The following is a 26,289-nucleotide window of genomic DNA, read 5'->3' as shown; positions in this document are numbered from 1 at the left end:
CGCGGGTCGGTCCGTCGCACTGAGCCGTGGCAGGCATCGGGCTGAGCCGAGGCGGGCGGCTGCGGACGGCGGACCAGCGGCTGGTCGTCGGACTGAGCCGGGGCGGGCATCGGACCGAGCGCCGGGTCGGGCCCCGTCGGGCAGGGTGACGGAACGCCGACGGCGACCCCGAGGAGTGAGCCGTGAGGCTGTCCTCGACGTCGCCGTCGGTCGGGTGACCCGGGCGCACGCCCCAGGTACCGGGGTGTAACGGGTCCACTGACTCTTTTCGGTTGTACCGCGCGCCCGCCGGTCCCGGCGGGCACCCTTACTCCGGCCGGATCAGATGGAGACGTGCACCGAGCGGAGGAACGCGGCCGGGTTCAGCGCCGAGCCGTAGTTCGGGGTGGTGCGGATCTCGAAGTGAAGGTGCGGGCCGCTGGAGTTGCCGGTGTTGCCGGACAGGGCGATCTTCTGGCCGGTCTTCACGTGCTGGCCGATCTTCACGTTGACCTTCGACAGGTGCGCGTACTGCGAGTACTTGCCGTTGGAGTGCTTGATCACGACGGCGTTGCCGTACGCGGGGCCGTCGCCGGCGCCGTTCGGGCCGGCCTTCACCACGGTGCCGGTGTGGACGGCCACGACGCTGGTGCCGACCGGCACGGCGAAGTCCTGGCCGGAGTGCTTGGCGGCCCAGCGGGCGCCGCCGGTGCCGTAGCTGGCGCTCAGCGTGTACTTCTTGACCGGGGACTTCCAGGAGGCGGCGTTCTTCTTCGCGGCCTTCTTCTTGTCCTCGGCCTTCTTCTTCGCGTCGGAGGCCTTCTTGGCGGCCGCCTTCTTGGCCGCCTCGGCGGCCTTGCCCTGCGCGGTCGCCTGCTGGGCGACCGAGTCGGCGACCGTGCTCGCGGCGAGGGGAGCGGCGGCAGCACCGGTGCTGCTGGAGGCGAACGCCGTACCGGCACCCAGCACCGCGGACGCCCCCAGGCCGGCGGCCAGGACGGCGCCACGGACGCGGAGGGCGGACGGGCGGATGGTGTGCTGGTTCGTTGCGCGCTTCATACGAGGAAGTCCTCCGAAGGTGAGTGGACCCGGCGTGCTGTCCGGGCTTGCTCCACCTTGGTAACCCGCGCACCCATCGGTGCTCAAACACCCCATCTACGAAGAAAAGCCGTAGAGGAAGCCGGCGGAATTCGTCGCGCTTGTCCCTTACGAGGAGTCGGTGCGGGCTACGAAATCCTTCGTGCGGAAGACGTTTAGCGCCTGCTCCATGGGGGCTTTTCCGGACACAGCACCGTGAAACACCTGTATCGCCCACAGCCTCGAAGGGACCTGCCGATGCCGGGCCGAAGGTCCCGCGGCCGATCATGCCCCTTTCTCCTAGTCCGGGTAGTACACCCGTTTCGGGCTGTGCGCCTTGTCACCGCCGGTGGGACCTCGGTCTGTCCGATTCGGGACCTTCGGCCTGCTCCTTCACTACGCTGACGGGAAAGCGGCACCGCACCCCGGGGGGACACCATGACGGCCGAGAACACCCACGCCCACGCGCTGGACGGCATCGAGCTCGCCGATGCCGTCGCGTCCATCCGCAGCCAGCTCATCGACGCGGCGACCCGGGCCACCGACCACCCCGTCTCCTTCGCGGTGGGCGACATCCAGATGGAGTTCACCCTCGAACTGCGCCGGGAGGCCGGAGCGGGCGGCAAGGTGAAGGCCTGGGTGATCGAGGCGGGCGCGGACGCCACCCGCACCACGGGCCGCACGCACAAGGTGGCCTTCACCCTGACCCCGCGCAACGCCGCGACGGGCGAGGCGTGGGAGATCGGTACGGAGGACGACGGGTCGACGGCCGGATTCGGCGGGAGTACGGCCGAGTCCGGCGGGAACACAGCAGAGTCCGGCGGAAGCACAGCCGGGTCCGGCGGGAACACCGCCGGATTCGGCGGAAGCACAGCCGGGGCGCGCGGCGCATCCCGCCCGGGTGACGGCCCGGCGGGCGTCGGCGGCGGGCTCGTACGCCCGTGAGCGCGCCGGCCCCGCCGAGCCCGCCCGTCCTCCACCCCGCCGACCGCACGGTGGTCGTCTCCGGCGCCCTCCAGGGCAGCGGGGTCCTCCTCACCGACCTGCTGATCCTGACCTGCGCCCATGTGGTCAAGACCGGGTCCGTCCACGTGGCCCACCCGGGCAGCCCGGAGCGCACCCGGGCCACGGTCGCCTGGATCGACTACCGCCTGGACGTGGCGCTCCTCCAGGCCGTCGAGCCGGTGCGGCCGGTCCCTCCCGTGCGGCTCGGCGTGGTCGACACCCGCCAGGCGATCCCCGGGTGCGAGATCATCGGCTTCCCCCGCGTCCAGCGCTACGGCCGCGACCAGCGCCTGGAGGCCGACCAGTACACGGCGACGGTCCTGCCCATGGCGGGCCGCGTCCGCGACCTGCTGGTCTGCGACCTCGACGGGCCGCCCGCCGCGCGCCCGGACGACGAGCCCGCCGCCCTGTCCGGGCTCTCCGGCGGCCCGGTCTTCATGGGGGACGTGCTGCTCGGCGTCGCCCGGCAGGTCCCGCGCCGGCGCGACGGCCGCCGGGTCGAGTGCGTCCCGCTCGCCCCGGTCCTGGCGGCGAAGCCCTTCCGCCTCGTCTGTCAGCGGACCGGGATCGACCTGCGCCAGGAGCGTGTCCACGGCAGCTTCCCGAGAGACCTGCGGTACGAGGCGGAGTACGCGCAGGCGCTCGGTGTCGCGTACCGCCGTACGAAGATCTTCGGCCTGGACGAGCTGAGCCGGCACGACGCCGAGTGGGACCTGGACACCGCCTACCTCAGCCTGGAGGCCCAGGCCCAAGCCCAGGACCGGGCGCAGGACCGGACCGCTCCCGCTCCCGCGCCCGCCTTCGCCCCGCCCCTCCCCCAGCGCATCGACGCCCTCCTCGCCGACCGCCCCCGGGTCCTGCTGCGCGGCGAGGCGGGCGCGGGCAAGACGACGCTGCTGTGGTGGCTCGCCGCGCACGCCTCGGCCCGCACCCTGGGCGACGCGCCGGCCCCGCTGAACGGCCTGATCCCCTTCGTGGTGCCGCTGCGCACCCTGCGGGCCCGTGGCGGTACGTTCCCGGGACCGGCCGGCCTGTCCGTCGCGGCGGGCCTGCCGATCGATACGGCCCCGGAGGGCTGGGCGGGCCGGGTCCTGGAGTCCGGGCGGGCGCTCCTGCTGGTGGACGGCCTGGACGAGGTGCCGCCGCAGGAGCGTGAGCAGGCGCATTCCTGGCTCTCGCAGCTCCTGGCCCGCTACCCGGACACCCGGTGCGTCGCGACCGTACGACCGCTCGCCGTCGAGCCGGACTGGCTGCGCTCCGAAGGCTTCGGGGAACTGCGGCTGCTGCCGATGCGGAACGAGGACATCCAGGCGTTCGTGGCCTCCTGGCACCGGGCGGCCCGGCTGTCCGAGGACGACCACGAGCGGCTGGACGAACTCGAACACGACCTGTCCCGCCAGTTCGACCAGAACGCCACGCTGCGCGACCTGGCTCGTACGCCCCTGCTCTGCGCGGTCATCTGCGCCCTGCACCGCCGCCGCGACGGCTTCCTCCCCGAGACCCGCTGGAAGCTGTACCGCTCGGCCCTGGAGATGCTCCTCGGCCACCGCGACCACCGCCGCCGGATCGGGGACCCCGAGGGCATCGAACTCGGCGTCGAGGAATCCACCCAGCTCCTCCAGCGGATCGCCGTCTGGCTGGTCCGCGAGGGCCAGTCGGAGTTCACCCGGGAACAGGCACTGCGCCAACTCGGCCGCGCGCTGGCAGGAATGGAGCGGGTGAGCGCGCAGGGCCCGCCCGAGAAGATCCTCACCCACCTGCTCAACCGCAGCGGCCTGCTCCAGGAACACACCGACGACACCTACCAGTTCATCCACCGGACGTTCCAGGACTACCTGGCCGCGAAGGAACTCGTCGAGGACGACCACCTCAACGAACTGCTGCGGCACGCGGACGAGGAACCCTGGCAGGACGTGATCCTGCTGGCGGCGGGGCACTGCGGCCGCCGCGAACTGGCGGTGCTGGTGGACGGTTTGCTGGACGCGGGCCTGAAGCACGAGGACGGGGCGACGGAGCGCGTCGACCTCCACGTGCTGGCCGCGCTGTGCGCGCAGCACGCGGCGTGGCTGGAGGACCGGGTACGGGAGCGGGTCCGCCGGAGTACGGCGGCGCTGTACCCGTTGCTGGACCACGACCAGGCCAAGTCGGTGGCACGGCTGGGACCGGCGGCCCTGGACGGACTCCCCGCGCCGGAGAGCCTGCCGCCCGACGACCCTTCGATCCGGTACATGGCGAACCTGATCGCCGAGATCGGCGGAAGCGAGGCGCTGGCCCACGCCCGCACCTGGACCCTCGCCCACCCCCAGGCCGCCCATGAGTTCACCCACAGCTGGAAGAGCTTCCCTCCCGAGGCCTACGCCACCGAGGTTCTGGCCCACTGCGACCTCGCCGCTTCCGTGTTGTTGATCAGCGACCGCGAACGGCTCAGGGCCGTTCGGCATCTCCCGTCCCCTCACGCCCTGTCCCTGAGCAGGGATCTGCCGGAGTCGGAGATCAGCGAGGCACTGGCGGGGAAGCACGAGCTGGAGAGCCTCTACATCAGCGACAATCAGCGGCTCGCCGATCTCTCCTGCCTCTTTCCCGTACGCGAGTGGCTGACGCTGCTGTCCATCGGAGGGTGCCCGGACATCAGGGATCTGCGGCCGCTCACGGAGTTCACCGCGCTGAACGTCCTGTTCCTGGATGTCGCGCACGTGCCGCCCGCACACTGGGAGCAGGTCGCGGGCCTGCCCGACCGCCTGGCCCTGCTGGATCTGGAGAACCTCCCGGAGGACGGGCTGGGTCTCATCCCCGCTCACCCCGGGGTCACCCATCTCGGTCTGGCAAGTGACCGCCCGTTCGTTCTGGCCGGGCTCGGCGCCTGGTCGTCGCTGACGTCGCTGAAGGTGTCCCGGCTCAAGAACGTCGATGAGGCGCTCGCCGAGCTGCGTGCGCACTCCGGGATCAGCGACATCGAGTTCAGGTCCTTCCCCCGGCCGGGGCGGCCCGGCGAGGCTGTGCCCGTCCCGTCCATCGAGAGCCTGACCGTGCCGTCCCCGGCGCACGGCACGGACCTGTCGCTGCTCCGCACCCTCTTCCCGGAGGCCTCCCACCTCACCCTGCAGGCCTCGGACCACACCGGGAAGCTGGACCTCACCTCGCTCCACGACTGGCCGGAACTCACGGTGGACGTCCGGGGACAGGAGCACCGCGCGCTTCTCGGAGCGGACGGACTGGGCGATCGCCTCACCGTCGTCCGCTACTGATCCACGGACCGTCATCCGCTGCTGATCCACGGAAAAAAGGGGCTGCCCCGGACCGGCCGTCAAGCCGATTCCGGGGCAGCCCCTCAGTGGTGCTCTACGCGGGTGTCACGCGTCCTTCGTCAGGTTCGGGCCGGCGCCGCCTGCCGCCTGCTCGATCGGCGGGACGTCGGGCAGTGCCGACTTCTCCTCGCCGCGGAAGGTGAACGTCTTCGCGTCACCCTCGCCCTCGGTACCCACGACCACGATGTGACCGGGACGCAGCTCACCGAAGAGGATCTTCTCGGAGAGGATGTCCTCGATCTGCCGCTGGATCGTCCGGCGCAGCGGCCGGGCGCCCATCACGGGGTCGTAGCCCTTCTTCGCCAGCAGCATCTTGGCCTCGGCACTGAGCTCGATGCCCATGTCCCGGTCCTTGAGCCGCTCGTCGACCTTGGCGAGCATGAGGTCGACGATCTGGATGATGTCTTCCTCGGTCAGCTGGTGGAAGACCACCGTGTCGTCGACACGGTTGAGGAACTCCGGCCGGAAGTGCTGCTTGAGCTCTTCGTTGACCTTGACCTTCATCCGCTCGTAGTTCGTCTTGACGTCGCCCTGGGCGGCGAAGCCCAGGTTGAAGCCCTTCGAGATGTCCCGGGTCCCGAGGTTGGTCGTCATGATGATGACCGTGTTCTTGAAGTCCACGACCCGGCCCTGGGAGTCGGTCAGGCGACCGTCCTCCAGAATCTGGAGCAGGGAATTGAAGATATCGGGGTGGGCCTTCTCGACCTCGTCGAAGAGGACGACGGAGAACGGCTTGCGGCGCACCTTCTCGGTGAGCTGGCCGCCCTCCTCGTAGCCCACGTAGCCGGGGGGCGAACCGAAGAGGCGGGAAACCGTGTGCTTCTCGCTGAACTCCGACATGTCGAGGGAGATCAGCGCGTCCTCGTCGCCGAAGAGGAATTCGGCGAGCGTCTTGGAGAGCTCGGTCTTACCGACACCGGACGGGCCGGCGAAGATGAACGAGCCACCGGGGCGCTTCGGGTCCTTCAGACCGGCTCGCGTACGGCGGATCGCCTGCGAAAGGGCCTTGATGGCGTCCTTCTGCCCGATGACGCGCTTGTGGAGCTCGTCCTCCATGCGCAGCAGGCGGGAGGACTCCTCCTCCGTCAGCTTGAAGACCGGGATGCCGGTGGCCGTGGCCAGGACTTCGGCGATGAGCTCGCCGTCGACCTCGGCGACGACGTCCATGTCGCCGGCCTTCCATTCCTTCTCCCGCTTGGCCTTCGCCGCCAGCAGCTGCTTCTCCTTGTCGCGGAGGGAAGCCGCCTTCTCGAAGTCCTGGGAGTCGATGGCCGACTCCTTGTCGCGGCGGACGCCCGCGATCTTCTCGTCGAACTCGCGGAGGTCCGGCGGCGCGGTCATCCGGCGGATGCGCATCCGGGATCCGGCCTCGTCGATCAGGTCGATCGCCTTGTCCGGCAGGAAGCGGTCCGAGATGTACCGGTCGGCCAGGGTCGCGGCCTGGACGAGGGCCTCGTCCGTGATGGAGACCCGGTGGTGGGCCTCGTAACGGTCGCGCAGACCCTTGAGGATCTCGATGGTGTGCGGCAGCGACGGCTCCGCGACCTGGATGGGCTGGAAGCGGCGCTCCAGGGCCGCGTCCTTCTCCAGGTGCTTGCGGTACTCGTCGAGCGTGGTGGCGCCGATGGTCTGGAGCTCACCGCGCGCCAGCATGGGCTTCAGGATCGAAGCCGCGTCGATGGCGCCTTCCGCGGCACCCGCACCGACGAGCGTGTGGAGCTCGTCGATGAACAGGATGATGTCGCCGCGGGTGCGGATCTCCTTGAGGACCTTCTTCAGGCGCTCCTCGAAGTCACCCCGGTAGCGCGAACCGGCGACCAGGGCGCCGAGGTCCAGGGTGTAGAGGTGCTTGTCCTTGAGGGTCTCGGGCACCTCGCCCTTGACGATCGCCTGGGCCAGGCCCTCGACGACCGCCGTCTTGCCGACACCGGGCTCGCCGATGAGGACCGGGTTGTTCTTGGTCCGGCGGGACAGCACCTGCATGACCCGCTCGATCTCCTTCTCGCGCCCGATGACCGGGTCGAGCTTGGACTCACGAGCGGCCTGGGTGAGATTCCGGCCGAACTGGTCGAGCACCAGGGACGTGGAGGGCGTGCCCTCGGCGGGACCGCCTGCGGTGGCCGCCTCCTTGCCGCCCGAATACCCGGAAAGCAGCTGGATGACCTGCTGCCGGACCCGGTTCAGGTCGGCGCCCAGCTTCACGAGGACCTGGGCGGCGACGCCCTCGCCCTCGCGGATCAGGCCGAGCAGGATGTGCTCGGTGCCGATGTAGTTGTGGCCCAGCTGAAGAGCCTCGCGGAGCGACAGCTCCAGGACCTTCTTGGCTCGCGGGGTGAAGGGGATGTGCCCGGAAGGAGCCTGCTGCCCCTGCCCGATGATCTCCTCCACCTGCTGGCGGACCGCCTCGAGCGAAATCCCGAGGCTCTCCAGGGCCTTAGCGGCGACACCCTCACCCTCGTGGATCAGGCCCAGGAGGATGTGCTCGGTGCCGATGTAGTTGTGGTTGAGCATCCGGGCTTCTTCCTGAGCCAGGACGACAACCCGCCGCGCGCGGTCGGTGAACCTCTCGAACATCGTTAATCGCTCCTCAGAGCGGTCGGTCAGTGAGGGGTCGGTCCCCTCCCAGTCCTTCCGCATGCTAGTCCCGCAGGACGGGACAGCTCATTCCAACTGCCGACATCCGTCCGGATCACCCCGCACCGGCGGGGATTCTTACTGCCGAAACAGCTGACAACTGCTCCAACCCGATGGTGCGAGACGATGTTCCCGCAGGCCAGGCAGATACCCCTTTCGCCAGTACGCCGATGGCGAACGTGAGACGCCTCGGCCAGCGTGTCGCCCCTTCCCACTAGGAAAGTCTTACCCGCAATCACTGACAGTCCATGCGGCGCGCCCCGGTTCCCTCCGCTACGGGCGAACAACCTTGCGCTGGTGAACGCTCTCGCGCGCCCCCATGGGCGGCACGCACCGTGATGCGGCGCGAACCCTTCGTAACCCCAGGGGTGGTTCGGCGGTTCATCGGGCATGACCCCCACCGTCCCGCAGCCCCGATCGTCACCCGATGCCGCTCCGGGTTCCGCCGACGCCACTCTCGCCCGGCGGTACGCGGGGGAGCTGGGCTGGGCGACCGCGGGACGTGCTCCGCTGCGGCTGCTCACCGGGGTGCGCTTCGATGTGCTGGAGCTGCCCGCCGAGGCCGGTCACGCCGTGCTGCGGCGCGGGGTGCGCACCGGTCCCGTGCTGCTGTCCGGTGCGCGGATGGGGCTGCTGGTCGCCGCGGGCGGCGCCGATGAGCTGCCGGGGCTGCTCGACTGGCTGGAGTGGGGCCCGGTCCCGCTGGACCTGACCGCCGTGGGTGCGGGGGGCCGCGTCACGGCCCCGCCTCTCCCGGGCGCCCCGGGGGACTCGCCGGGGGCCGCCCTCTGGCTGCGGCCCCCAGAGCCGAGAGATGCGTCCGAGCCGGCACTGCCGGCCCTCGCGGGCTTCGGGAGCAGCGGTGGGGATGCCCCCGATCTCGTACGCCTGGTGGACGCCGCGGCTACGGAATGCCATCGGGTCCGGCTGTCACGCGCCCGTTCCGGGGTGCTGACAAGGGGTAGTGCGGATCAGCCGTTGGCCTTCTCGTAAGCCTCACGGATCTCGGCGGGAACGCGGCCGCGGTCATTCACATTGTGGCCGTTCTCCCGCGCCCACCGGCGGATTTCCGCGGTGTCCTTGTTGCCTCCGGCCACGGCGCGGCCCTTGCCGCGGCCCGTGGCGGCACGGCCACCGGTACGGCGTCCACCCTTGGTGTAGGGCTCGAGAAGGCCGCGAAGCTTGTCCGCGTTGGCCGTGGTGAGGTCGATCTCGTACGTCTTGCCGTCAAGAGCGAACGTGACGGTCTCGTCGGCCTCGACACCGTCGAGGTCATCGACAAGAAGGACCTGAACCTTCTGTGCCACGGGATATCCTTTCATCGAAAATGGAGTACGCGGAAAGGAAACCGCTTTTCTCTCGAAAACACAAACCCCCGGGAGAGGTTCAGCAGCCCGAGAAGACGGGAAACGTACGCGATTCGGACATAGGGTTGCAGGTTCTTCCGCAGATCACAGGTGCAGAAGCATCCGACTGTTACCCAAGGTGTTCGGCTTCACTCGTTCGAGACCGAGGAACTCCGCGACACCCTCGTCGTAGGAACGCAGCAGCTCACTGTAGACATCGGTGTCGACGGGCGTCTCTCCGATCTCGACGAAGCCGTGCTTCGCGAAGAAGTCCACTTCGAAGGTGAGACAGAAAACCCTGCGGACACCGAGCCATCGCGCGGTCTGCAGGAGCTTGTCCAGTACGTGGTGCCCGACTCCCGCGCCCTTGACGCGGGGGTCGACGGCAAGGGTCCGTACTTCCGCCAGGTCTTCCCACATGACATGAAGTGCGCCGCAGCCGATGACCGTCGCGTCCTCGTCGCGTTCCGCGACCCAGAACTCCTGGATGTCCTCGTAAAGGGTGACGGTCGCTTTGTCGAGCAGGATGCCCCCGGACGCGTACCCGTCGAGGAGTCGTCGCACCGACGCGACATCACTCGTCCTGGCCCGCCGGACGGTGATGGCGGGCTTATTTACCGACGGGTCGGTATGGAGTTCGGTTTCCGGATCGCTTTGCGGCTGCTCTGAGGACATGCCCCGACGCTATCGCCCGCTCTCCGGCGTCGCGCCATCGGCCGGGGCGTCATCTCCGGTGGTGCCGGCGGGTGGTTCCGCGGGGTTGCCGGGGGCAGTTTCGGCGGGAGTGCCGGGGGCGGTTCCCGCGGGGTTGGGGGAAACCATGCGAACGGCATCCTCCAGCGCTTCGCGCTGCTCGGCGGACATCATGCCGAAGAACGCGACAAGTGCGGCGGCGGGGTTGTCACTGCGTGACCAGGCTTCGTTCATCAGGGCGGCCGAGTAGGCGGCCCTGGTGGAGACGGCCGTATATCGATAGGCGCGGCCGTCGACTTCCCTGCGTACCCAGCCCTTCTGATGAAGATTGTCCATTACCGTCATCACGGTCGTGTAGGCGATGGACCGTTCCCGCTGAAGGTCCTCAAGGACTTCCCGCACGGTGACCGGCCGGTTCCATTGCCAGACGCGTGTCATCACGGCGTCTTCCAGGTCTCCCAATTGACGGGGCACGAGATCATTTTAGTGCTAGATGCCCCAAATGTTGGGGTATTTACACAGCAAAAGAGCGCACAGCTCTGATGAGCCGTGCGCTCCGGGGACGTACGCCGGGAAGGCGCGGTGCGGGCGGGCCGCTCCCGCGGTCAGACATTCTCCGGACGAGCGGTCTGCTTTGCGGTTTCCGCGCGGGCGAGCGCCGCGTCCACCGCGCCGTCCTCCTTGGTCTTGTTCGGACCACCCTGACTCTTGACGATGATCACGATCAGAGCGATGAAGAAGACGGCCATCACCACGGGGGGCACGAGCGCGGATACATAGTCCATGCCGTCCAGAGTAGCGAGCCGCGGACGGCCCGACGCGGCGGCCTCCCGGTGGATGCCGCCGCGTCGGATGCCGCTGGGAAGTCAGCCGGCCGCCCGCTCCTCGGGCGGCGGCGGCGCGGGCCGGCGGCGCGGCGGGAAGACCTCCGAGGGCTTGGGCATCGGGCGGTCGCCGGGCTTCTGCGGGTGGCCCGGGGCGGCCGGGGTCCTGGGCCGGTCCGGTTCCCGGTCGGCGGCGCGGCCACCGGGCAGGGCGAGCAGCCGGCTGCGGGGGCCGGGCGCCGTGAGCCCGACGGAGCGGCCGGCGAGCCGGGCCCGTACGGAACGTTCGGCGAGCACCTGGCAGCGCTCCAGGAGGGCCGCCGCGAGCCGCCCCCCGCGCAGGGCCCGCAGGGCGGCCAGATCGTCCGGGCGGGGGTCGTAACCGGCCGCCAGGGCGTCCTGGAGCAGTTCCAGGTAGCCGGCGGCGGAACCGGGGAGGGCGTTGCGGTAGCGGGCGAGGTCGGCGAGAAGGAACGCTCGCAGCCGACCCGCCTCGCCGACCGCCTCGTCCACGGAGCCCGCGAGCCGCAGGCAGTCCTGGACATCCTCGTCGGACAGGGGCATGGGATGGAGGGCGATGGCGAGGGCACGTCGGAGCACCCGCAGCTCGTCCGCGCTGAACGCCATGCCGCCTCGTGAACCGTAGGGCGTGGGCATAACGCGACAATACGTGCTAAATGGACAAAATCCGTTTAACTGGTCGCCGGTGGCGCGGCGTGCCCGAACGGCGCCCCGGCCCCGCCCCCGGCCGCTCCCGCAGGTACGCCGGGCTCCCGCACGGCGCCGCTACGACCGGGACACGTTCCGCTCGTACACCAGGCGCAGCCCGATGAGCGTCAGCCACGGCTCGTGCTCGTCGATGACCGAGGACTCCCCCAACACCATCGGAGCAAGGCCGCCCGTCGCGATGACGGTGACCTCGTCCGGGTCGGCGGCCAGCTCCTTCTTCATCCGGGTCACCACCCCGTCGACCTGGCCCGCGAAGCCGTAGACGATGCCGGACTGCATGGCCTCGACGGTGTTCTTGCCGATCACGCTGCGCGGCCGGGCCAGCTCGATCTTGCGGAGCTGCGCGCCCTTGACGCCGAGCGCCTCGACCGAGATCTCGATGCCGGGGGCGATCACCCCGCCCGCGTACTCGCCGCGCGGGGAGACCGCGTCGAAGGTGGTGGCGGTGCCGAAGTCGACGACGATCGCCGGGCCCCCGTACAGCTCGACGGCGGCGACCGCGTTGATGATGCGGTCCGCGCCGACCTCCTTGGGGTTGTCCATCAGGATCGGCACGCCCGTCTTGACGCCGGGCTCCACCAGGACGGCGGGTACGTCGCCGTAGTAGCGGCGGGTGACCTCGCGCAGCTCGTGCAGGACCGAGGGGACGGTGGCGCAGATCGCGATGCCCTCGATGCCGTCGCCCAGCTCCATGCCGAGCAGCGGGTGCATGCCCATCAGGCCCTGGAGCAGGACGGCCAGCTCGTCGGCGGTGCGGCGGGCGTCGGTGGAGATCCGCCAGTGCTCGACGATCTCCTCGCCGTCGAAGAGGCCGAGGACCGTGTGGGTGTTGCCGACGTCGATGGTGAGCAGCATCAGGCGTCGGCCCCGTCGGCGGAGGTGGACGCGTCCACGGCCGCGGACGCGTCGCGGAAGTCCAGGCCGATGTCGAGGATCGGCGAGGAGTGGGTGAGCGCCCCGACCGCGAGGTAGTCGACGCCGGCGTCCGCGTAGGCGCGGGCCGAGTCGAGGGTGAGGCGGCCGGAGGACTCCAGGATCGCGCGGCCGGCGACCAGGGCGACCGCCTCGGCGGTCTCGGCCGGGGTGAAGTTGTCCAGCAGGATCAGGTCGACGCCCGCGTCCAGCACCTCGCGGACCTGCTCCATCGTGTCGACCTCGACCTCGATGGGCAGCTCGGGGAACTCGGCGCGGACCCGCTTGAACGCCTCGGCGACACCGCCCGCCGCGACCACGTGGTTGTCCTTGACCAGGGCCGCGTCGGAGAGCGACATCCGGTGGTTGACGCCGCCGCCGCAGCGCACCGCGTACTTCTCCAGCGCGCGCAGGCCCGCCGTCGTCTTACGGGTGTCGCGGACCTTGGCCCTGGAGCCCTCCAGCACGTCCGCCCAGGCGCGGGTGGCGGTCGCGATGCCCGAGAGACGGCAGAGCAGGTTCAGCGCGCTGCGCTCGCCGGTCAGCAGGTCCCGGGTGCGGGTGGTGACGGTCAGCAGCTTCTGGCCGGGGACCACCCGGTCGCCGTCCTCGACGTGCCGCTCGACCTCGAACTCGTCGGTGCAGACGATCGACAGGACCGCCTCGGCGACCCGGAGCCCGGCGACCACGCCCGCCTCGCGGGCGGTGAAGTCACCGGTGACCGTGGCGTCCTCGGGGACGGTCGCCACGGTCGTGACGTCCACCCCGCCGTCGAGGTCCTCCTCGATCGCCACATGGGCGACGTCCTCGACCTGGACGGGATCGAGCCCCGCCTGGGCCAGCAGCAGGGCGAGCGCGGGATCCAGGCCGCACTCCAGGGCTTCGGGGTCGAATCCATCGCCGCCGCAGCCGCAGCCGTCGCCGCAGCCGCCTTCCGCCGGCACGGACGATGCGGGCGCGCCGACGCTGATCAGCGGTACGTCCACGGGTGTGGGGCGCGGATTCTCTTCGGGCGTGCTCACGGTGACGGCTCCTCGGGGGCGTGGCGGGTGGTGCGGGTAGGGCTGGTGCTTCTCGTGCTGCCGTGCCGCCCTGTGGTGTCCGGCGGTACGGCTGCTTCCCAGCGGTCTGTCTCCAGCGGTCTGTCTCCGGCGGTGTGCCTACCGGCAGTCTGCTCAATCCGGCGGGCGTACGGGCCCGAACGCGGCGGTCTCCGTACGGTGGACGACCGGGGTGCGGTCCGGCGCGATACGGACGACCAGGTGGCGGCGGCCGTGGGCGTCGTCGCGGTCGGGCCGGTCCTCGCGCCAGTGGCAGCCGCGGGTCTCCTCGCGTTCCCGGGCGGCGGCGACCAGGACCCGGGAGACCAGGAGCAGATTGGTGACCTCCCAGGCGTCGACCCCGGGGACCACCGCCTTGGAGCCGTCCGTGTCGGCGGCGGCTTCGCGGTGCAGGGCCTCCAGCTCCTCGGCGGCGGCGGCCAGGCTGTCGGCGGAGCGCAGGACTCCGGCGCCCCGGGTCATGGTGCGCTGGATCGCCGTACGGGCCTCGGGGGCCAGCAGCGGGGCGGGATCATCGGCGTCCGGACCCACGGCCGGCCCGGTGCGGGGCGGGCGGGCCCCGGCGATGTCGGCGGCGATGCGCTCGGCGAAGACCAGACCCTCCAGGAGGGAGTTGGACGCCAGACGGTTGGCCCCGTGCACACCGGTGCAGGCGACCTCGCCGCAGGCGTACAGGCCGGGGACGGTGGTGCGGCCCCGCAGGCAGGTGCGGACGCCGCCGGAGGCGTAGTGCGCGGCCGGGGCGACCGGGATCGGCTCGGTGACCGGGTCGATGGAGTGGGCCCGGCAGGCGGCCAGGATGGTGGGGAAGCGCTGCTCCCACATCTGTGCCCCGAAGTGCCGGGCGTCCAGATACATGTGCTCGGTGCCGTGCTCGTGCATCCGGCGGGTGATGGCCTTGGCGACGATGTCGCGGGGCGCCAGCTCGGCCAGCTCGTGCTGCCCGAGCATGAAGCGGACGCCGTCGCCGTCGACGAGATGCGCCCCCTCGCCCCGTACGGCTTCGGAGACCAGCGGCTGCTGGCCCTCGGAGTCCGCGCCGAGGAACAGGACGGTCGGGTGGAACTGGACGAACTCCAGGTCGGAGACCTCCGCCCCGGCCCGCAGCGCGAGCGCCACCCCGTCGCCGGTGGAGACGGAGGGATTGGTGGTGGCGGAGAAGACCTGGCCCATGCCACCGGTGGCGAGGACGACCGAGGGGGCCCGGACCGCGCCGACGCCGTCGTGCTGGCCCTCGCCCATGACATGCAGCGAGACGCCCGCCGTACGGCCTTCGGCGTCCGTGAGCAGGTCCAGGACCAGGGCGTTCTCGATGGTGTGGAGGGCGGCCTCGCGGACCGCCCCGACCAGGGCGCGGGAGATCTCCGCGCCGGTCGCGTCGCCGCCCGCGTGGGCGATGCGGCGGCGGTGGTGGCCGCCCTCGCGGGTCAGCGCGATGTCGCCGCTGTCCGTGGTGTCGAAGTGCGCGCCCGTGCCGATCAGCCGGCGTACGGCGTCGGGGCCCTCGGTGACCAGGGTGCGCACGGCCTCCTCGTCGCAGAGGCCCGCGCCCGCGACCAGGGTGTCGTCGAGGTGCTGCTCGGGGGTGTCGCCCTCGCCGAGTGCGGCGGCGATGCCGCCCTGGGCCCAGCGGGTCGAGCCGTCGTCGAGGCGGGCCTTGGTGACGACGACGGTGTCCAGACCGGCGGCGGCGCAGCGCAGCGCCGTGGTGAGCCCGGCGACGCCGGAGCCGACCACCACGACGTCCGCGTCGATGGCCCAGCCGGGGGCGGGGGCGGTCAGCCGTATTCCGGTCACGTCAGGGCTCCGAAGGTGAGGGGGATGTTGTCGATGAGGCGGGTGTTCCCGACCCGGGCCGCGACGGCGAGGATCGCCTCCCCGCTCTCGCGGTCGTCCGGGATCTCGGTGAAGTCCGCCGGGTCCACCAGGGCCAGGTAGTCCAGGGCGAGCGGCAGCCGGTCCCGGGCGGCGGCCTCCTCCAGCACGGTCCGGGCGGCGGCACGGACGGCGGCGGGCGCCCCGTTGGGCCGGGCCAGCGCCACGGCCTGGGCGTCGGCGGCGGCGCGGGCCTCGCCGAGCCGGTTCAGCCCGGCGGCCCGGTCGCCGCCGGGTGCGGTGGCACGGGCCCGCTCGTGCAGGGCCTGCTGGGCGGCGAGCCGGTCGCGGGCCGCGAACAGGGCGCGGGGCAGGGCGAGCGCGGTGTGCCGCTCCTCGGCGGAGAGGAAGCGGTTACGGCTGGAGAGCGCGAGACCGTCCGCGTCCCGGACGGTGGGGACGCCGGTGATGCGGACGCCGAAGTTCAGGTCGCGGACCATGCGGCGGATCAGGGCGAGCTGCTGGGCGTCCTTCTGCCCGTAGAACGCCTCGTCGGGGCGGGTGAGGTGGAGGAGCTTGGCGACGACGGTGAGCATCCCGTCGAAGTGTCCGGGCCGGGCCGCGCCTTCGAGGCGCTCGCCCATGGGGCCGGCGGTGATCCGGACCTGGGGCTCGCCGCCCGGATAGACCTCGTCCGCACCGGGGGCGAAGACCGCGTCGGCCCCCGCCGCCGCGGCGATCTCCAGGTCGGCGTCCAGGGTGCGCGGATAACGGTCCAGGTCGGCGGCCTCGCCGAACTGGAGCGGGTTCACGAAGACGGTGACCACGACCTGGCCGTCCGCACCGGCGGCCGCGCGGGCGGCGCGGATCAGCGCGGCGTGGCCCTCGTGGAGCGCGCCCATGGTCATGACGACGGCCCGCTCGGCCCCGGCGGGGCGGGGCAGCGCGTCCAGCTCGGCGGCGGTACGCAGGAGGGCGGGGGCCGGGGCGGCCCGGCGGGGGGCGAGGCCCTCGTCCCCCGTACGGCTGGTGGTCGTCATCGGGTCTCCCCGGGTCCTGTACGGCTGATGGTGGTCGTCATCGGGTCTCCCCCGGGTCCCGTACGGCTGAGATCGTCGTCATCGGGTCTCCCCCGGGTCCCGTACGGCTGAGATCGTCGTCATCGCGTCTCCCCCTGGATCCCGTACGGCTGATGATCGTCGTCATCGCGTCTCCCCCTGGATCCCGTACGGCTGATGATCGTCGTCATCGCGTCTCCCCGGGTCCGGCGCCGCCGGGGCGGCGCTCCTGGTCGGCCAGGACGACGAGCAGGTCCTCGGCCGACTCGGCCTTGAGCAGGCCGTGGGCGAGCGCCCGGTCGGCCGTGGCGCGGGCCATCGCGAGATAGCCGGCCACCGCCTGCGGGGCGTGCGTGCGCAGCTCGCCGATGTGGGCGGCGACCGTGCCCGCGTCCCCCCGGGCGACCGGGCCGGTCAGCGCGGCGTCGCCGGAGCGCAGGGCGTTGTCCAGGGCCGCGCCGAGCAGCGGGCCGAGCATCCGGTCGGGGGCGGTGACCCCGGCCTTGGTCAGCAGCTCCATCGACTGGGCGACCAGGGTGACCAGGTGGTTCGCGCCGAGGGCGAGGGCCGCGTGGTAGAGCGGGCGGGACTCCTCGGCGATCCACTCGGGCTCGCCGCCCATCTCGATGACCAGGGCTTCGGCGGCGAGCCGCAGCTCCGCGGGGGCGGTGACGCCGAAGGAGCAGCCCGCGAGCCGCTGGACGTCGACGGCGCTGCCGGTGAACGTCATCGCGGGATGCAGCGCGAGCGGCAGGGCCCCGGCCCGCAGCGCGGGGTCCAGCACCCGTGCCCCGTACCGCCCGGAGGTGTGGACGAGCAGCTGGCCGGGCCGTACGGCGCCGGTCTCGGCGAGGCCCTCGACCAGGGTGGGCAGCACATCGTCGGGGACGGTCAGCAGCACCAGCTCGGCGCGGGCCAGCACCTCGGCGGGCTCCACCACGGGCACGCCGGGGAGCAGGTCGGCAGCGCGCCGCCGGGAGGCGTCGGAGACGCCGGACACGGCGACCGGGCGGTGCCCGGCGAGCTGGAGGGACACGGCGAGGGCGGGTCCGACCCGGCCCGCGCCGACGACGCCGACCGTGAGGCGGGCGGGGCGGTCCCTCGGGTCGAGGGGTTCCTTCGAAACTGGTGCGTTCACGCGGCGATGGCCTTCCGTTCCAGTCCGCGGGGGGTACCGGACGATTTCTCTGCATGCTACGCCAGCGTTTCGGGGAAGCCTCCCCGCCGCCCACAGCCTGTGGATAACTCCGCTGGACAACTCCGCGAACCGGGAAAACCCATGGGCGCGCTGTCAGAGGTCCGGGTGATGATCGTCCCATGGCGACGATCGATGAGCAGGAGCAGCGGCGGCGCAGGCTGACCGCGTGGCGGGGGTCGCGGCGGGTGCTGGCCCGGGTGGGCGCGGACGGCACGCTGGGCGAGCGGCTGGCGGCGCTGGCGGCCGGCGCCGCTTCCGTACACGATCCGGAGGACTGGACCGATGTGTACGGGGGCGGGGTCGTCGCCGTTCTGGAGCGGCGGGTGGCCGGACTGCTGGGCATGGAGGCGGCGGCGTTCTTCCCGACCGGGACGATGGCCCAGCAGGTCGCGCTGCGGTGCTGGGCGGAGCGTACGGGCGTCGCGACGGTGGCGCTGCACCCGCTGTCCCACCCGGAGCTGCACGAGGGCGGAGCGCTGGGCGCGGTGAGCGGGCTGCGCACGGTGCATCCGACGTCCGGGCCGGGACTGCCGAGCGCGGAGGAGGTCCGGGAGTTCCCGGAGCCGTTCGGCACGCTGATGCTGGAGCTGCCGCTGCGGGACGCCGGGTTCGTGCTGCCGTCCTGGGAGGAGCTGACGGAGGTGGTGGAGGCGGCCCGGGAGCGGGACGCGGTGGTCCACATCGACGGGGCGCGGCTGTGGGAGTGCGGCCCGCACTTCGGGCGGGAGCTGCCGGAGATCGCCGGTCTCGCGGACAGCGTGTACGTGTCGTTCTACAAGTCGCTGGACGGGCTGTCGGGAGCGGTGCTGGCCGGTCCGGAGACGCTGGTGGAGGAGGCGCGCGTGTGGCGCCACCGGTACGGGGGCCAGGTCTTCCAGCAGTACCCGGCGGCGCTGTCCGCGCTGCTGGGCCTGGAGCGGGAGCTGCCGAGGCTCCCGGACTACGTGGCGCACGCGAAGGTGGTGGCCGGGGCGCTGGCGGAGGGGTTGGCGGCGTCGGGGGTGCCGTGGTTCCGGGTGCGTCCGGAGCCGCCGCACACCCATCAGTTCCAGGTCTGGCTGCCGTACGGGAGCGAGGTGCTGGACGAGGCGTCGGTGCGGCAGGCCGAGGAGACGGGTGTGACCCTCTTCCGGCGCTGGTTCGCGGGGGCGGGCGGGACGGGGCTGCCGCCCGGGGTCTCGGTCACGGAGGTGACGGTGGCGGCGGACGGCCTGGAGTGGACGGCCGAGGACGTACGGGAGGCGGTGGCGGGGTTCGTGGGGTACCTGGCGCGGTAGGGCCGGGGCTGCCTGGCGCGGTAGGGCCGGGGCTGCCTGGCGCGGTGGGCCGGGGCTGCCTGGTGGCGAGGGCCTTGCCGGGTGGCCGGCGTCCCGCGCGCGTGGGGCCCTGTCCTGTGGTCGGCCCCCGGCGTCGGGGTTCCGTCCTCACACGCCGGACGGGCCGGAAGGGCCGTCCGGCCCCGGGGCGTGGCGCGTCGGTGGGTGGGTGAGCCAGTGCCGGTACAGGTCGCGCAGGACGGAGCGGTCGTGCCGGCCCGGCGGCGGGGGCGCGGGCTCCGACAGCCGGGCCGCGCGGTAGGTGTCGAGCATGTGCTGCTGAATGGCGTCCATAAGAACAGCCTGCGCAGGTCACGGCCGTGCCGCGCGCTGATTGACAGCCCCCGTCAAATGGCACGACGGCCCGTGCGCGCACCCCCCACTATGGAGGGGTGAGCGTGCATATAAACATCGCGGGACTGCCCGCCGACCGCGTCGTTTTCGCGACTTCCCCCCCTGGCCGAACTGGGCCTCGCCCTGCACGCGCTCTCCGAGCCCGGCCACCACCCGGGGCTGCACGGCTGGGCCACCGCGACCTCGACGGCGATGGACCCCGACCTCGCGGACCGGATGCTGGAGGCGGAGTTCCTCTGGCGGAACACCTTCTCCGACGTGTTCCTGCCGTTCTCCGGGATCCGGGGCGGCGACGGCAGGACCGGGGCGACGCTCGCCGAGGACCTGGACCTGCTGGACCAGCTGGACGACGAACGGTTCGTCGCCGCGGCCCTGGAATTCACCTGCGCCAGCCACTACGGGGCCGGGGCGCCGTCACCGATGAACGACGCGGGGATGCGGAGCCGGGCCCTGGACCTGGCGGCGGCGCGCGGCCCGCAGCAGCTGGAGTTCACCCAGCGGCTGCTGGCCGACCCCACCTCCGTACGCGGCTGGATCCGGCGGCTGTTCGAGGACTGCGACAAGGCGTTCTTCGCCGACACCTGGCGCCGGGTCTCCGTCCAGCTGGTGGCGGACGCCCGGCACAAGACGGAGCTGCTGCGGCGCAAGGGACTGGCCGACGCCGTCGGGGCGGTGTCCTCCGCCGTCACGCTGGACGAGAGCGCGGGCCGGATCAACGTCGACAAGCTGTCCGAGGGCCGGACCACCGCCGTCGACCCGGGCGTCGGCCGGGGCCTGACGCTCATCCCGACCAGCTTCGGCTGGCCGCATCTGATGGTGCTGCACGCCCCGGGCTGGCGACCGGTGATCCACTACCCGGTCCATCTGCCCGACCTGCCGGCGCCCGCCTCCGTGGAACTGCTCCGGCTGCGCCTGGAGGCGCTGGCCCACCCGATGCGGATGCGGCTCTGCCGCAACCTGGCCCGCTCCCCGTACACCACCGGCGAGCTGGCCGAATCCAACGGCATCACCTCCCCCGAGGTCTCCCGCCACCTCTCCGTGCTCAAGAAGGCGGGCCTGGTCACGACGCGCCGCCGCGGCCGCTATGTCCTGCACCAGCTGGACCTGACGGTCGTCGCCCGGCTCGGCAGCGACTTCCTGGAGGGCGTCCTGCGCTGAGCGGCTGCCCGGTGGCCTTCGGCCGAAGGCCACCCGACAGGCTCCGGGCCGGACCTCCTCAGCCCGCGCCGCCGCCGGCCCGGACCAGGCCGGTCTCGTAGGCGAGGACGACGACCTGGACCCGGTCGCGGAGGTTCAGCTTGGTGAGGATGCGGCCGACGTGCGTCTTGACCGTGGCCTCGGAGAGCACCAGGCGGGCCGCGATCTCCCCGTTCGACAGGCCCTGGGCGACCAGGAGCATGACTTCCCGTTCGCGTTCGGTGAGCTTGCCGATGTGCTTGTTCTTCGGTTCCTTGTCGCCGCTGGGCAGCATCGGTGAGAAGCGGTCGAGCAGCCTGCGGGTGGTGGACGGGGCGACGACCGCGTCACCGCTGTGCACGGAACGGATCGCGGCGAGCAGCTCGGCGGGCGGCACATCCTTGAGCATGAAACCGCTGGCCCCCGCCTTCAGCCCGGAGAAGGCGTACTCGTCGAGGTCGAAGGTGGTCAGGATGAGCACCTTCGGCGGGTCCTGCTGCGCGCAGATACGGCGGGTCGCCTCGACGCCGTCCAGCCGGGGCATACGGACGTCCATCAGGACCACGTCGACGGCGGTGGACCGCAGGATCTCGATCGCCTCCGCCCCGTCCCCGGCCTCGGCCACGACCTCCATGTCGGGCTGGGCGGCGAGCACCATCCGGAAGCCGGTCCGCAGCAGCACCTGGTCGTCGACGAGCATCACGCGGATGGCCATGGTCATGGGGATCGTGTCCTGTCCTGGGTCGGTCGTGGTGGTCGTGGAAGCCGGCAGGGATCTCGTGAAGCCGGCAGGAGTCCCGTAAGCCGGCAGCGGGTCTCGTGAAAGCCGGCCGGGACAGCCGAGCGGACCGGGTCAGTCCGGGGACTTGAGCGGCAGCAGGGCGCTGATCCGGAAGCCGCCGCCGGGCCGGGGCCCCGCGTCCAAGGTGCCTCCGACCATGCCGACCCGCTCCCGCATCCCGATCATCCCGTGCCCGGCGCCGTCCGCGCCGCCGTCCTCGTACAGCTCGTGCGCCGCGCCCCGGCCGTCGTCCTCGATCAGCAGCCCGAGGCCGTCGTCGAAGTAGACCAGCCGGACGCTGGCCCCGGCGTCGGGTCCGCCGTGCTTGCGGGTGTTCGTCAGGGCTTCCTGCACGACGCGGTACGCTGTCAGCTCCACGCCGCTGGGCAGCGGGCGGGGGGTGCCCTCGACCTTGAAGTCGACCTCCAGGCCGGTCTGCCGCACCTGCGCGACCAGGTCCTCGATCTGTTCCACATCGGGCTGGGGGACGTACTCGCCGCTCTCCGGGGCGTCACCGGTCCGCAGCACACCGAGCAGCCTGCGCATCTCGGCGAGTGCCTGGCGGCCGGTGCTGGAGATGGTCTCCAGCGCCTGGCGGGCCTGGTCGGGGGCGGCGTCCATGACATAGGCGGCGCCGTCGGCCTGGACGACCATCACGGACACGTTGTGCGCGACGACGTCGTGCAGCTCGCGGGCGATCCGGGCCCGCTCGGCGGCGACCGCGACCTTGGACTGCGCCTCGCGTTCCCGCTCCAGGCGGGCGGCACGCTCCTCCAGCTGGTCGAAATAGGCGCGCCGGGTCCGCAGCGAGTCCCCGAGCACCCAGGCCAGCACGAACGGCACGGTCATGATGACCGTCACGAAGATCGCCTGGGGCCAGGAGCCCCCGGGCTCGGTCTGCCACCGCAGCTGCGACAGGGCGGCCGCGCCCAGGCTGCAGACCAGGGCGAGCCGGGACGCCCAGCGCTCCCCGACCGTGGCCACGGTGTACGTGATCACCAGCATCGCGAAGTTCCCGATGCCCGGCCGGACGTCGAGCACCAGCTGCACGACGCCCACCAGGATGGCGAGCAGCAGCATCTTCTCCGGGGCCCTGCGGCGCAGCGCCACCACCGTGGAGAGCCCCAGCACCACCGGAACGGCGACGAGCTCCTCGCGCCCCGCGTCGTACATGCCCGACGCCATCGACACGCCGGAGAGCCCGAGGAGGAAGACGGCCCAGAAGACGTCGACGCCCGTCGGGTGTCTGCGGATGAAATCGTAGAGGCGCTGCACGTAACCCAGCGTAGGGACAGCGGATCGGTGCCCGGGTCAACCGGAGGGTCGATCCAGGTCCTGGGACCGTACTCCCCAAGGTGGAGAATTGCCTATGTGACGGGCGAGTGGCGTGGGTGGCGGGAGGCGGCTCAGGCCGCTCTGTACGGATATGAGGGGTTTTATCGCAGCTCGCTGCGGAGCCCGGAGGGACCGGCGGGCCACTTCCGTACGTCGGTCCACGCCTCGCCCCTCTTCGCGGCGGCGGTGGCCCGGCTGCTGACCGGAGTCGCCCGGGAGCTGGACACCCGCACGGTCGCGCTGGTCGATGTCGGGGCGGGGCGGGGCGAGCTGTTGACCGGAGTGCTGGCCGCGCTGCCGGAGGGGCTGGAGGTGGCCCCGTACGCCGTCGAGGTCGCCGCCCGGCCCCCGGGCCTGGATCCCCGGATCGAGTGGTGCGCGGAGCCGCCCGCGGGGGTCACCGGGCTGCTGTTCGCGAACGAGTGGCTGGACAACGTTCCGGCCGAGGTGGCGCAGGCGGGCGCGGACGGCGTCCCCCGGTACGTCCAGGTGCGGACCTCCGACGGCGCGGAGCGGCTCGGCGACGCGGTGACCGGGGCGGACGCGGCGTGGCTGGAGCGCTGGTGGCCGCTGTCCGCGCCGGGCGGGCGGGCGGAGATCGGCCGCCCCCGGGACGCGGCCTGGGCGCGGGCGGTGGGCTCGCTGACCGCCGGTCTCGCGGTGGCGGTGGACTACGCGCACGTACGGGGCGCCCGGCCGCCCTTCGGGACGCTGACCGGCTTCCGGGGCGGGCGCGAGGTGCGTCCGGTGCCGGACGGCTCCTGCGACCTGACCGCCCATGTGGCGCTGGACGCCTGTGCGGCGGCGGTGCGGCACGCAAGCGCCGAGCTCACCGGGCAGCGGGCGGCGCTGCACCGGCTGGGGGTCAGCGGTGACCGGCCGCCGCTGAGCCTGGCCGCCACCGATCCGGCGGGCTACGTACGGGCGCTGGCGGCGGCGGGCGAGGCGGCGGAGCTCACCGCCCGCGGCGGCCTCGGCGACTTCGGCTGGCTGCTGCACCGGGTGGGGCCGGAGCGCGGGTGACCGCCCCGGCGCCCGGGGACAGCGTTCCCTGACCCCGGGGCGCCGGGGGCAGGGAATACTGTCCCGCATGACGGAGACGACGATCGGCATCGGCGGAGCGGCGGAGAGCACCGACATGGTGCTGAACATCGGTCCCCAGCACCCCTCGACGCACGGGGTCCTCCGGCTGCGGATCGTGCTGGACGGCGAGCGCGTCCAGCACGCGGAGCCGGTCATCGGCTATATGCACCGGGGCGCGGAGAAGCTCTTCGAGGCGCGCGACTACCGGCAGATCGTCATGCTCGCCAACCGCCACGACTGGCTCTCCGCGTTCTCCAACGAGCTGGGCGTCGTGATGGCCGTCGAGCGGATGCTCGGCATGGAGGTCCCCGAGCGCGCCGTGTGGACGCGGACGCTGCTCGCCGAGCTGAACCGGGTCCTCAACCACCTGATGTTCCTCGGCTCCTACCCCCTCGAACTCGGCGGCATCACCCCGGTGTTCCATGCCTTCCGGGAGCGTGAGGAGCTCCAGGCGGTGATGGAGGAGGTCTCCGGCGGGCGGATGCACTACATGTTCAACCGGGTCGGGGGGCTCAAGGAGGACGTCCCGGCGGGCTGGGCCGGCCGGGTCCGCGACGCCGTCGCCTCCGTCCGTTCCCGCATGGACGTGTACGAGAACCTCGTCCTCGGCAACGAGATCTTCCGGGGCCGTACGCGCGACGTGGGCGTGCTGTCCGCCGCGGCGGTGCACGCGTACGGGGTGTCGGGCCCGATCGCCCGCGCCTCGGGCGTCGACTTCGACCTGCGGCGCGACGAGCCGTATCTCGCGTACGGGGAACTCCAGGGCACCCTGAAGGTCGTCACCCGGACCGAGGGCGACTGCCTGGCCCGCTTCGAGTGCCTGCTGGAGCAGACCCTCAACGCCCTGGACCTGGCCGACGCCTGCCTGGACCGGATGGCCCACCTGGCGCCGGGGCCGGTCAACCAGCGGCTGCCCAAGGTGCTCAAGGCGCCGGAGGGCCACACCTACGCCTGGACGGAGAACCCGCTCGGCGTCAACGGCTACTACCTGGTGTCCAAGGGCGAGAAGACGCCCTACCGGCTGAAGCTGCGCTCCGCCTCGTTCAACAACATCCAGGCGCTCACCGAGCTGCTGCCGGGCACCCTGGTCGCCGACATGGTGGCGATCCTGGGCTCGCTGTTCTTCGTCGTCGGCGACATCGACAAGTAGCGGGCATCAACACACGGCAGGCACGGCCACGTACAGGCACGGCCATGGAGCGGGCGGGGCCACCTGGTTACGGGGCGGCTCGGTCGGGGGCCTTCGTCAGGAGACCGCGCCGCGCAGCCGGGCGACGTCGATCTGCTCGGTCTCGTCGTGCGCGGTGAGGTCGATGACCTTGCCGACGGCCTGGTTCCGTACCGCTCCCGTGCGGTGGGCGGCGAGCGCCTCCTCGCCGACGACGTCCGCGAGGTCCTCGTTCTGGACGGCCTCGATCGCGGCGCTCACCTGCTGGGCGTTCTGTGTGTTCTGGCCGCTCTGGGTGCCGAAGAAGTCGAAGTTGCCCTGGGGGACCAGGTGGCGGCGCGTGGCGTACGGGACGACGGCCGAGGCGGCCGGGATCGCGCGCGGCACATGCGCCGGCGCGATGGAAGACGGGGTCTTCGCACTCGGGAGCGCCGGGGCGTCCGGGGCGTCTGGGGTGTTCGGGGCGTCCGGGGCCTGTTGGGTCCCCTGGGCCTGCTGGGCCTGCTGGGCCTGCTGGGTGCCCTGAGTCCCCTGGGCCTGCTGGGTCTTGGCGAGGGCCGGGGCGTTCGGGTTCCGCGGGGCCGGGGCGGGCGGGTTGGTCGGGTCCTGCGGGGCCGGGCCCGGGGCGGGCGGGTTGGTCGAGGGGCGGCGGTGCTGGTGGTCCAGGTGCTCGCCCGCCCCGGTGGCCGCCGCGTCCTTCCCCTTCGGGCTCTGCGCCTCCGCATCCCGGTGCCGGTCGTCGACGGCCGACTGACGCCGCCGGACCGCCTCCACCGTCCGGCGGGTCTCCTGGAGCGCCGCGTTGCGCGTGAGGTTCATCAGGGCCTCGTCCGCGCGGCGGTACGACTCCGGCGTCGGCGCCGACCTCGCCGGCAGCGCCTTCGGGGCCGCGGCCTCGATGGCGAGCTGCCTGCGGCCCTCCAGCGCGCCGGCCCGCTCGGTCTCGGCGTTGGCGTAGCGGCGCAGCAGTCCGGCGTGCTCCCCGCGGAGCCCCGCGAGCTCGACGCGCTTACGGCGGAGCTTGGTCTCCAGACGGGTGCGCAGCTCGCGCGACTCCTCCAGATCCTGCTCCAGCTCGGCTATCCGCTCCTCGGCCCGCCACTCGTCACCGGCGCGGGCCCGCGTCAGCTCGGCGACCCGCAGCCCCGCCGCCCGGTCCCAGCTGCGCATCAGATACGCGCCGGTCACAGCGGCGGCCGCCACGGCGGCCACCAGGCCGCGCAGGACCAGGGGTTCGGCCAGCAGCCAGGCGCCGGAGGCACCGACGACCGACACTCCCGCCACCACGGAAGGCGGCAGGATTTTGTGGAGGGGCGGCGAATGACGGTGGCGTCCACGTGACATGGCCTGAAATTTACCGTGTGTACGCGCCACTTGGGGGGCCGCCCGGCAATCTGTTCCCCGCCGGTTACCTCGCGGCCCCCCCAAAAGACCTTCATG

21 protein-coding genes and 2 pseudogenes are annotated in these 26,289 nt (G+C 72.2%); 7 read left to right on the top strand and 16 right to left on the bottom strand.

The genetic code is table 11. The features are described from left to right. Positions 1-321: 321 nt before the first annotated feature. Positions 322-1,038 carry a M23 family metallopeptidase gene (locus tag ACGF2Y_RS22000; protein ID WP_392949990.1) on the bottom strand — a complete coding sequence of 239 codons (717 nt, stop codon included), beginning with the start codon at positions 1,036-1,038 and terminating at the stop codon, positions 322-324. A gap of 456 nt (positions 1,039-1,494) precedes the next feature. Between ACGF2Y_RS22000 and ACGF2Y_RS21995 the strand changes: the two are divergent. Together ACGF2Y_RS21995 and ACGF2Y_RS21990 are read left to right on the top strand one after the other, a co-directional pair. Continuing rightward, positions 1,495-1,854, top strand: a pseudogene (locus ACGF2Y_RS21995) (trypco2 family protein); the annotation flags it as partial. Between the two features lie 143 nt (positions 1,855-1,997). Continuing rightward, complete coding sequence (locus tag ACGF2Y_RS21990) at positions 1,998-5,306, top strand: NACHT domain-containing protein (protein ID WP_392949987.1); 3,309 nt, start codon at positions 1,998-2,000, stop codon at positions 5,304-5,306. A gap of 105 nt (positions 5,307-5,411) precedes the next feature. Here the strand turns inward: ACGF2Y_RS21990 and ACGF2Y_RS21985 are convergent, their stop codons facing one another. Continuing rightward, positions 5,412-7,940 carry an ATP-dependent Clp protease ATP-binding subunit gene (locus tag ACGF2Y_RS21985; RefSeq protein ID WP_392949984.1) on the bottom strand — a complete coding sequence of 843 codons (2,529 nt, stop codon included), beginning with the start codon at positions 7,938-7,940 and terminating at the stop codon, positions 5,412-5,414. Between the two features lie 450 nt (positions 7,941-8,390). Between ACGF2Y_RS21985 and ACGF2Y_RS21980 the strand changes: the two genes are divergently transcribed. Next, the gene (locus ACGF2Y_RS21980) at positions 8,391-8,993 is read left to right on the top strand and encodes an SCO3374 family protein (RefSeq protein WP_392949981.1); all 603 of its coding nucleotides are present in this window, start codon (positions 8,391-8,393) and stop codon (positions 8,991-8,993) included. Here the strand turns inward: ACGF2Y_RS21980 and ACGF2Y_RS21975 are convergent. The 10 genes from ACGF2Y_RS21975 to ACGF2Y_RS21930 form a co-directional block, all read right to left on the bottom strand. Continuing rightward, on the bottom strand, positions 8,972-9,307 hold the full coding sequence (locus ACGF2Y_RS21975) for an Lsr2 family protein (protein ID WP_003968298.1): 336 nt from the start codon (positions 9,305-9,307) through the stop codon (positions 8,972-8,974). The genes ACGF2Y_RS21980 and ACGF2Y_RS21975 overlap by 22 nt on opposite strands. Before the next feature lie 144 nt (positions 9,308-9,451). Continuing rightward, positions 9,452-10,021 (bottom strand): amino-acid N-acetyltransferase, encoded by a 570-nt coding sequence (locus ACGF2Y_RS21970; protein ID WP_392949979.1) that lies wholly within the window; start codon positions 10,019-10,021, stop codon positions 9,452-9,454. 9 nt (positions 10,022-10,030) lie between these two features. Continuing rightward, a complete protein-coding gene (locus ACGF2Y_RS21965; protein ID WP_392949976.1) occupies positions 10,031-10,513 on the bottom strand; it encodes a BlaI/MecI/CopY family transcriptional regulator in 483 nt (160 codons plus the stop codon). Between the two features lie 131 nt (positions 10,514-10,644). Then, a complete protein-coding gene (locus tag ACGF2Y_RS21960) occupies positions 10,645-10,824 on the bottom strand; it encodes a hypothetical protein (RefSeq protein ID WP_392949974.1) in 180 nt (59 codons plus the stop codon). Positions 10,825-10,905: 81 nt separating this feature from the next. Then, on the bottom strand, positions 10,906-11,490 hold the full coding sequence (locus ACGF2Y_RS21955) for a hypothetical protein (RefSeq protein ID WP_392950044.1): 585 nt from the start codon (positions 11,488-11,490) through the stop codon (positions 10,906-10,908). Positions 11,491-11,649: 159 nt separating this feature from the next. Continuing rightward, positions 11,650-12,447 (bottom strand): type III pantothenate kinase, encoded by a 798-nt coding sequence (locus ACGF2Y_RS21950; RefSeq protein WP_392949972.1) that lies wholly within the window; start codon positions 12,445-12,447, stop codon positions 11,650-11,652. Further along, positions 12,447-13,526: a carboxylating nicotinate-nucleotide diphosphorylase gene (gene nadC, locus ACGF2Y_RS21945; RefSeq protein WP_392949969.1), complete on the bottom strand. Its 1,080-nt coding sequence runs from the start codon at positions 13,524-13,526 to the stop codon at positions 12,447-12,449. The genes ACGF2Y_RS21950 and nadC overlap by 1 nt, the downstream gene beginning before the upstream one ends. A 153-nt stretch (positions 13,527-13,679) precedes the next feature. After that, a complete protein-coding gene (locus ACGF2Y_RS21940; protein WP_392949966.1) occupies positions 13,680-15,362 on the bottom strand; it encodes an L-aspartate oxidase in 1,683 nt (560 codons plus the stop codon). Next, complete coding sequence (gene panC / locus ACGF2Y_RS21935) at positions 15,359-16,420, bottom strand: pantoate--beta-alanine ligase (RefSeq protein WP_392949963.1); 1,062 nt, start codon at positions 16,418-16,420, stop codon at positions 15,359-15,361. The genes ACGF2Y_RS21940 and panC overlap by 4 nt, the downstream gene beginning before the upstream one ends. Before the next feature lie 205 nt (positions 16,421-16,625). Then, positions 16,626-17,576 carry a Rossmann-like and DUF2520 domain-containing protein gene (locus ACGF2Y_RS21930; RefSeq protein WP_392949961.1) on the bottom strand — a complete coding sequence of 317 codons (951 nt, stop codon included), beginning with the start codon at positions 17,574-17,576 and terminating at the stop codon, positions 16,626-16,628. Between the two features lie 179 nt (positions 17,577-17,755). Between ACGF2Y_RS21930 and ACGF2Y_RS21925 the strand changes: the two genes are divergently transcribed. Further along, entirely contained in the window at positions 17,756-18,913 is a 1,158-nt protein-coding gene (locus tag ACGF2Y_RS21925) for a threonine aldolase family protein (RefSeq protein WP_392949958.1), read from the top strand. 147 nt (positions 18,914-19,060) lie between these two features. Here the strand turns inward: ACGF2Y_RS21925 and ACGF2Y_RS21920 are convergent, their stop codons facing one another. Further along, positions 19,061-19,246: a hypothetical protein gene (locus ACGF2Y_RS21920; protein WP_392949955.1), complete on the bottom strand. Its 186-nt coding sequence runs from the start codon at positions 19,244-19,246 to the stop codon at positions 19,061-19,063. A gap of 104 nt (positions 19,247-19,350) precedes the next feature. Between ACGF2Y_RS21920 and ACGF2Y_RS21915 the strand changes: the two are divergent. Beyond that, positions 19,351-20,464, top strand: a pseudogene (locus ACGF2Y_RS21915) (DUF5937 family protein). Between the two features lie 58 nt (positions 20,465-20,522). On the opposite strand, the gene ACGF2Y_RS21910 reads toward ACGF2Y_RS21915, so the two are convergent. Continuing rightward, entirely contained in the window at positions 20,523-21,197 is a 675-nt protein-coding gene (locus tag ACGF2Y_RS21910) for a response regulator (RefSeq protein ID WP_392950042.1), read from the bottom strand. A gap of 138 nt (positions 21,198-21,335) precedes the next feature. Next, positions 21,336-22,538, bottom strand: coding sequence for a sensor histidine kinase (locus ACGF2Y_RS21905; protein WP_392949952.1), 1,203 nt, complete (start codon positions 22,536-22,538; stop codon positions 21,336-21,338). A gap of 96 nt (positions 22,539-22,634) precedes the next feature. On the opposite strand from ACGF2Y_RS21905, the gene ACGF2Y_RS21900 reads away from it, so the two are divergent. After that, entirely contained in the window at positions 22,635-23,621 is a 987-nt protein-coding gene (locus ACGF2Y_RS21900; protein ID WP_392949949.1) for an SAM-dependent methyltransferase, read from the top strand. Between the two features lie 67 nt (positions 23,622-23,688). Continuing rightward, positions 23,689-24,831 (top strand): NADH-quinone oxidoreductase subunit D, encoded by a 1,143-nt coding sequence (locus ACGF2Y_RS21895; protein WP_392949946.1) that lies wholly within the window; start codon positions 23,689-23,691, stop codon positions 24,829-24,831. A 96-nt stretch (positions 24,832-24,927) separates the two neighbouring features. Here the strand turns inward: ACGF2Y_RS21895 and ACGF2Y_RS21890 are convergent, their stop codons facing one another. Further along, positions 24,928-26,124 (bottom strand): hypothetical protein, encoded by a 1,197-nt coding sequence (locus ACGF2Y_RS21890; protein WP_392950039.1) that lies wholly within the window; start codon positions 26,122-26,124, stop codon positions 24,928-24,930. Positions 26,125-26,289: the final 165 nt, after the last annotated feature.

The sequence above is a fragment of the Streptomyces sp. NPDC048142 genome, from assembly GCF_043202835.1.
Lineage (GTDB): Bacteria > Actinomycetota > Actinomycetes > Streptomycetales > Streptomycetaceae > Streptomyces.
This window is presented reverse-complemented; position numbering and strand designations above follow the sequence as displayed.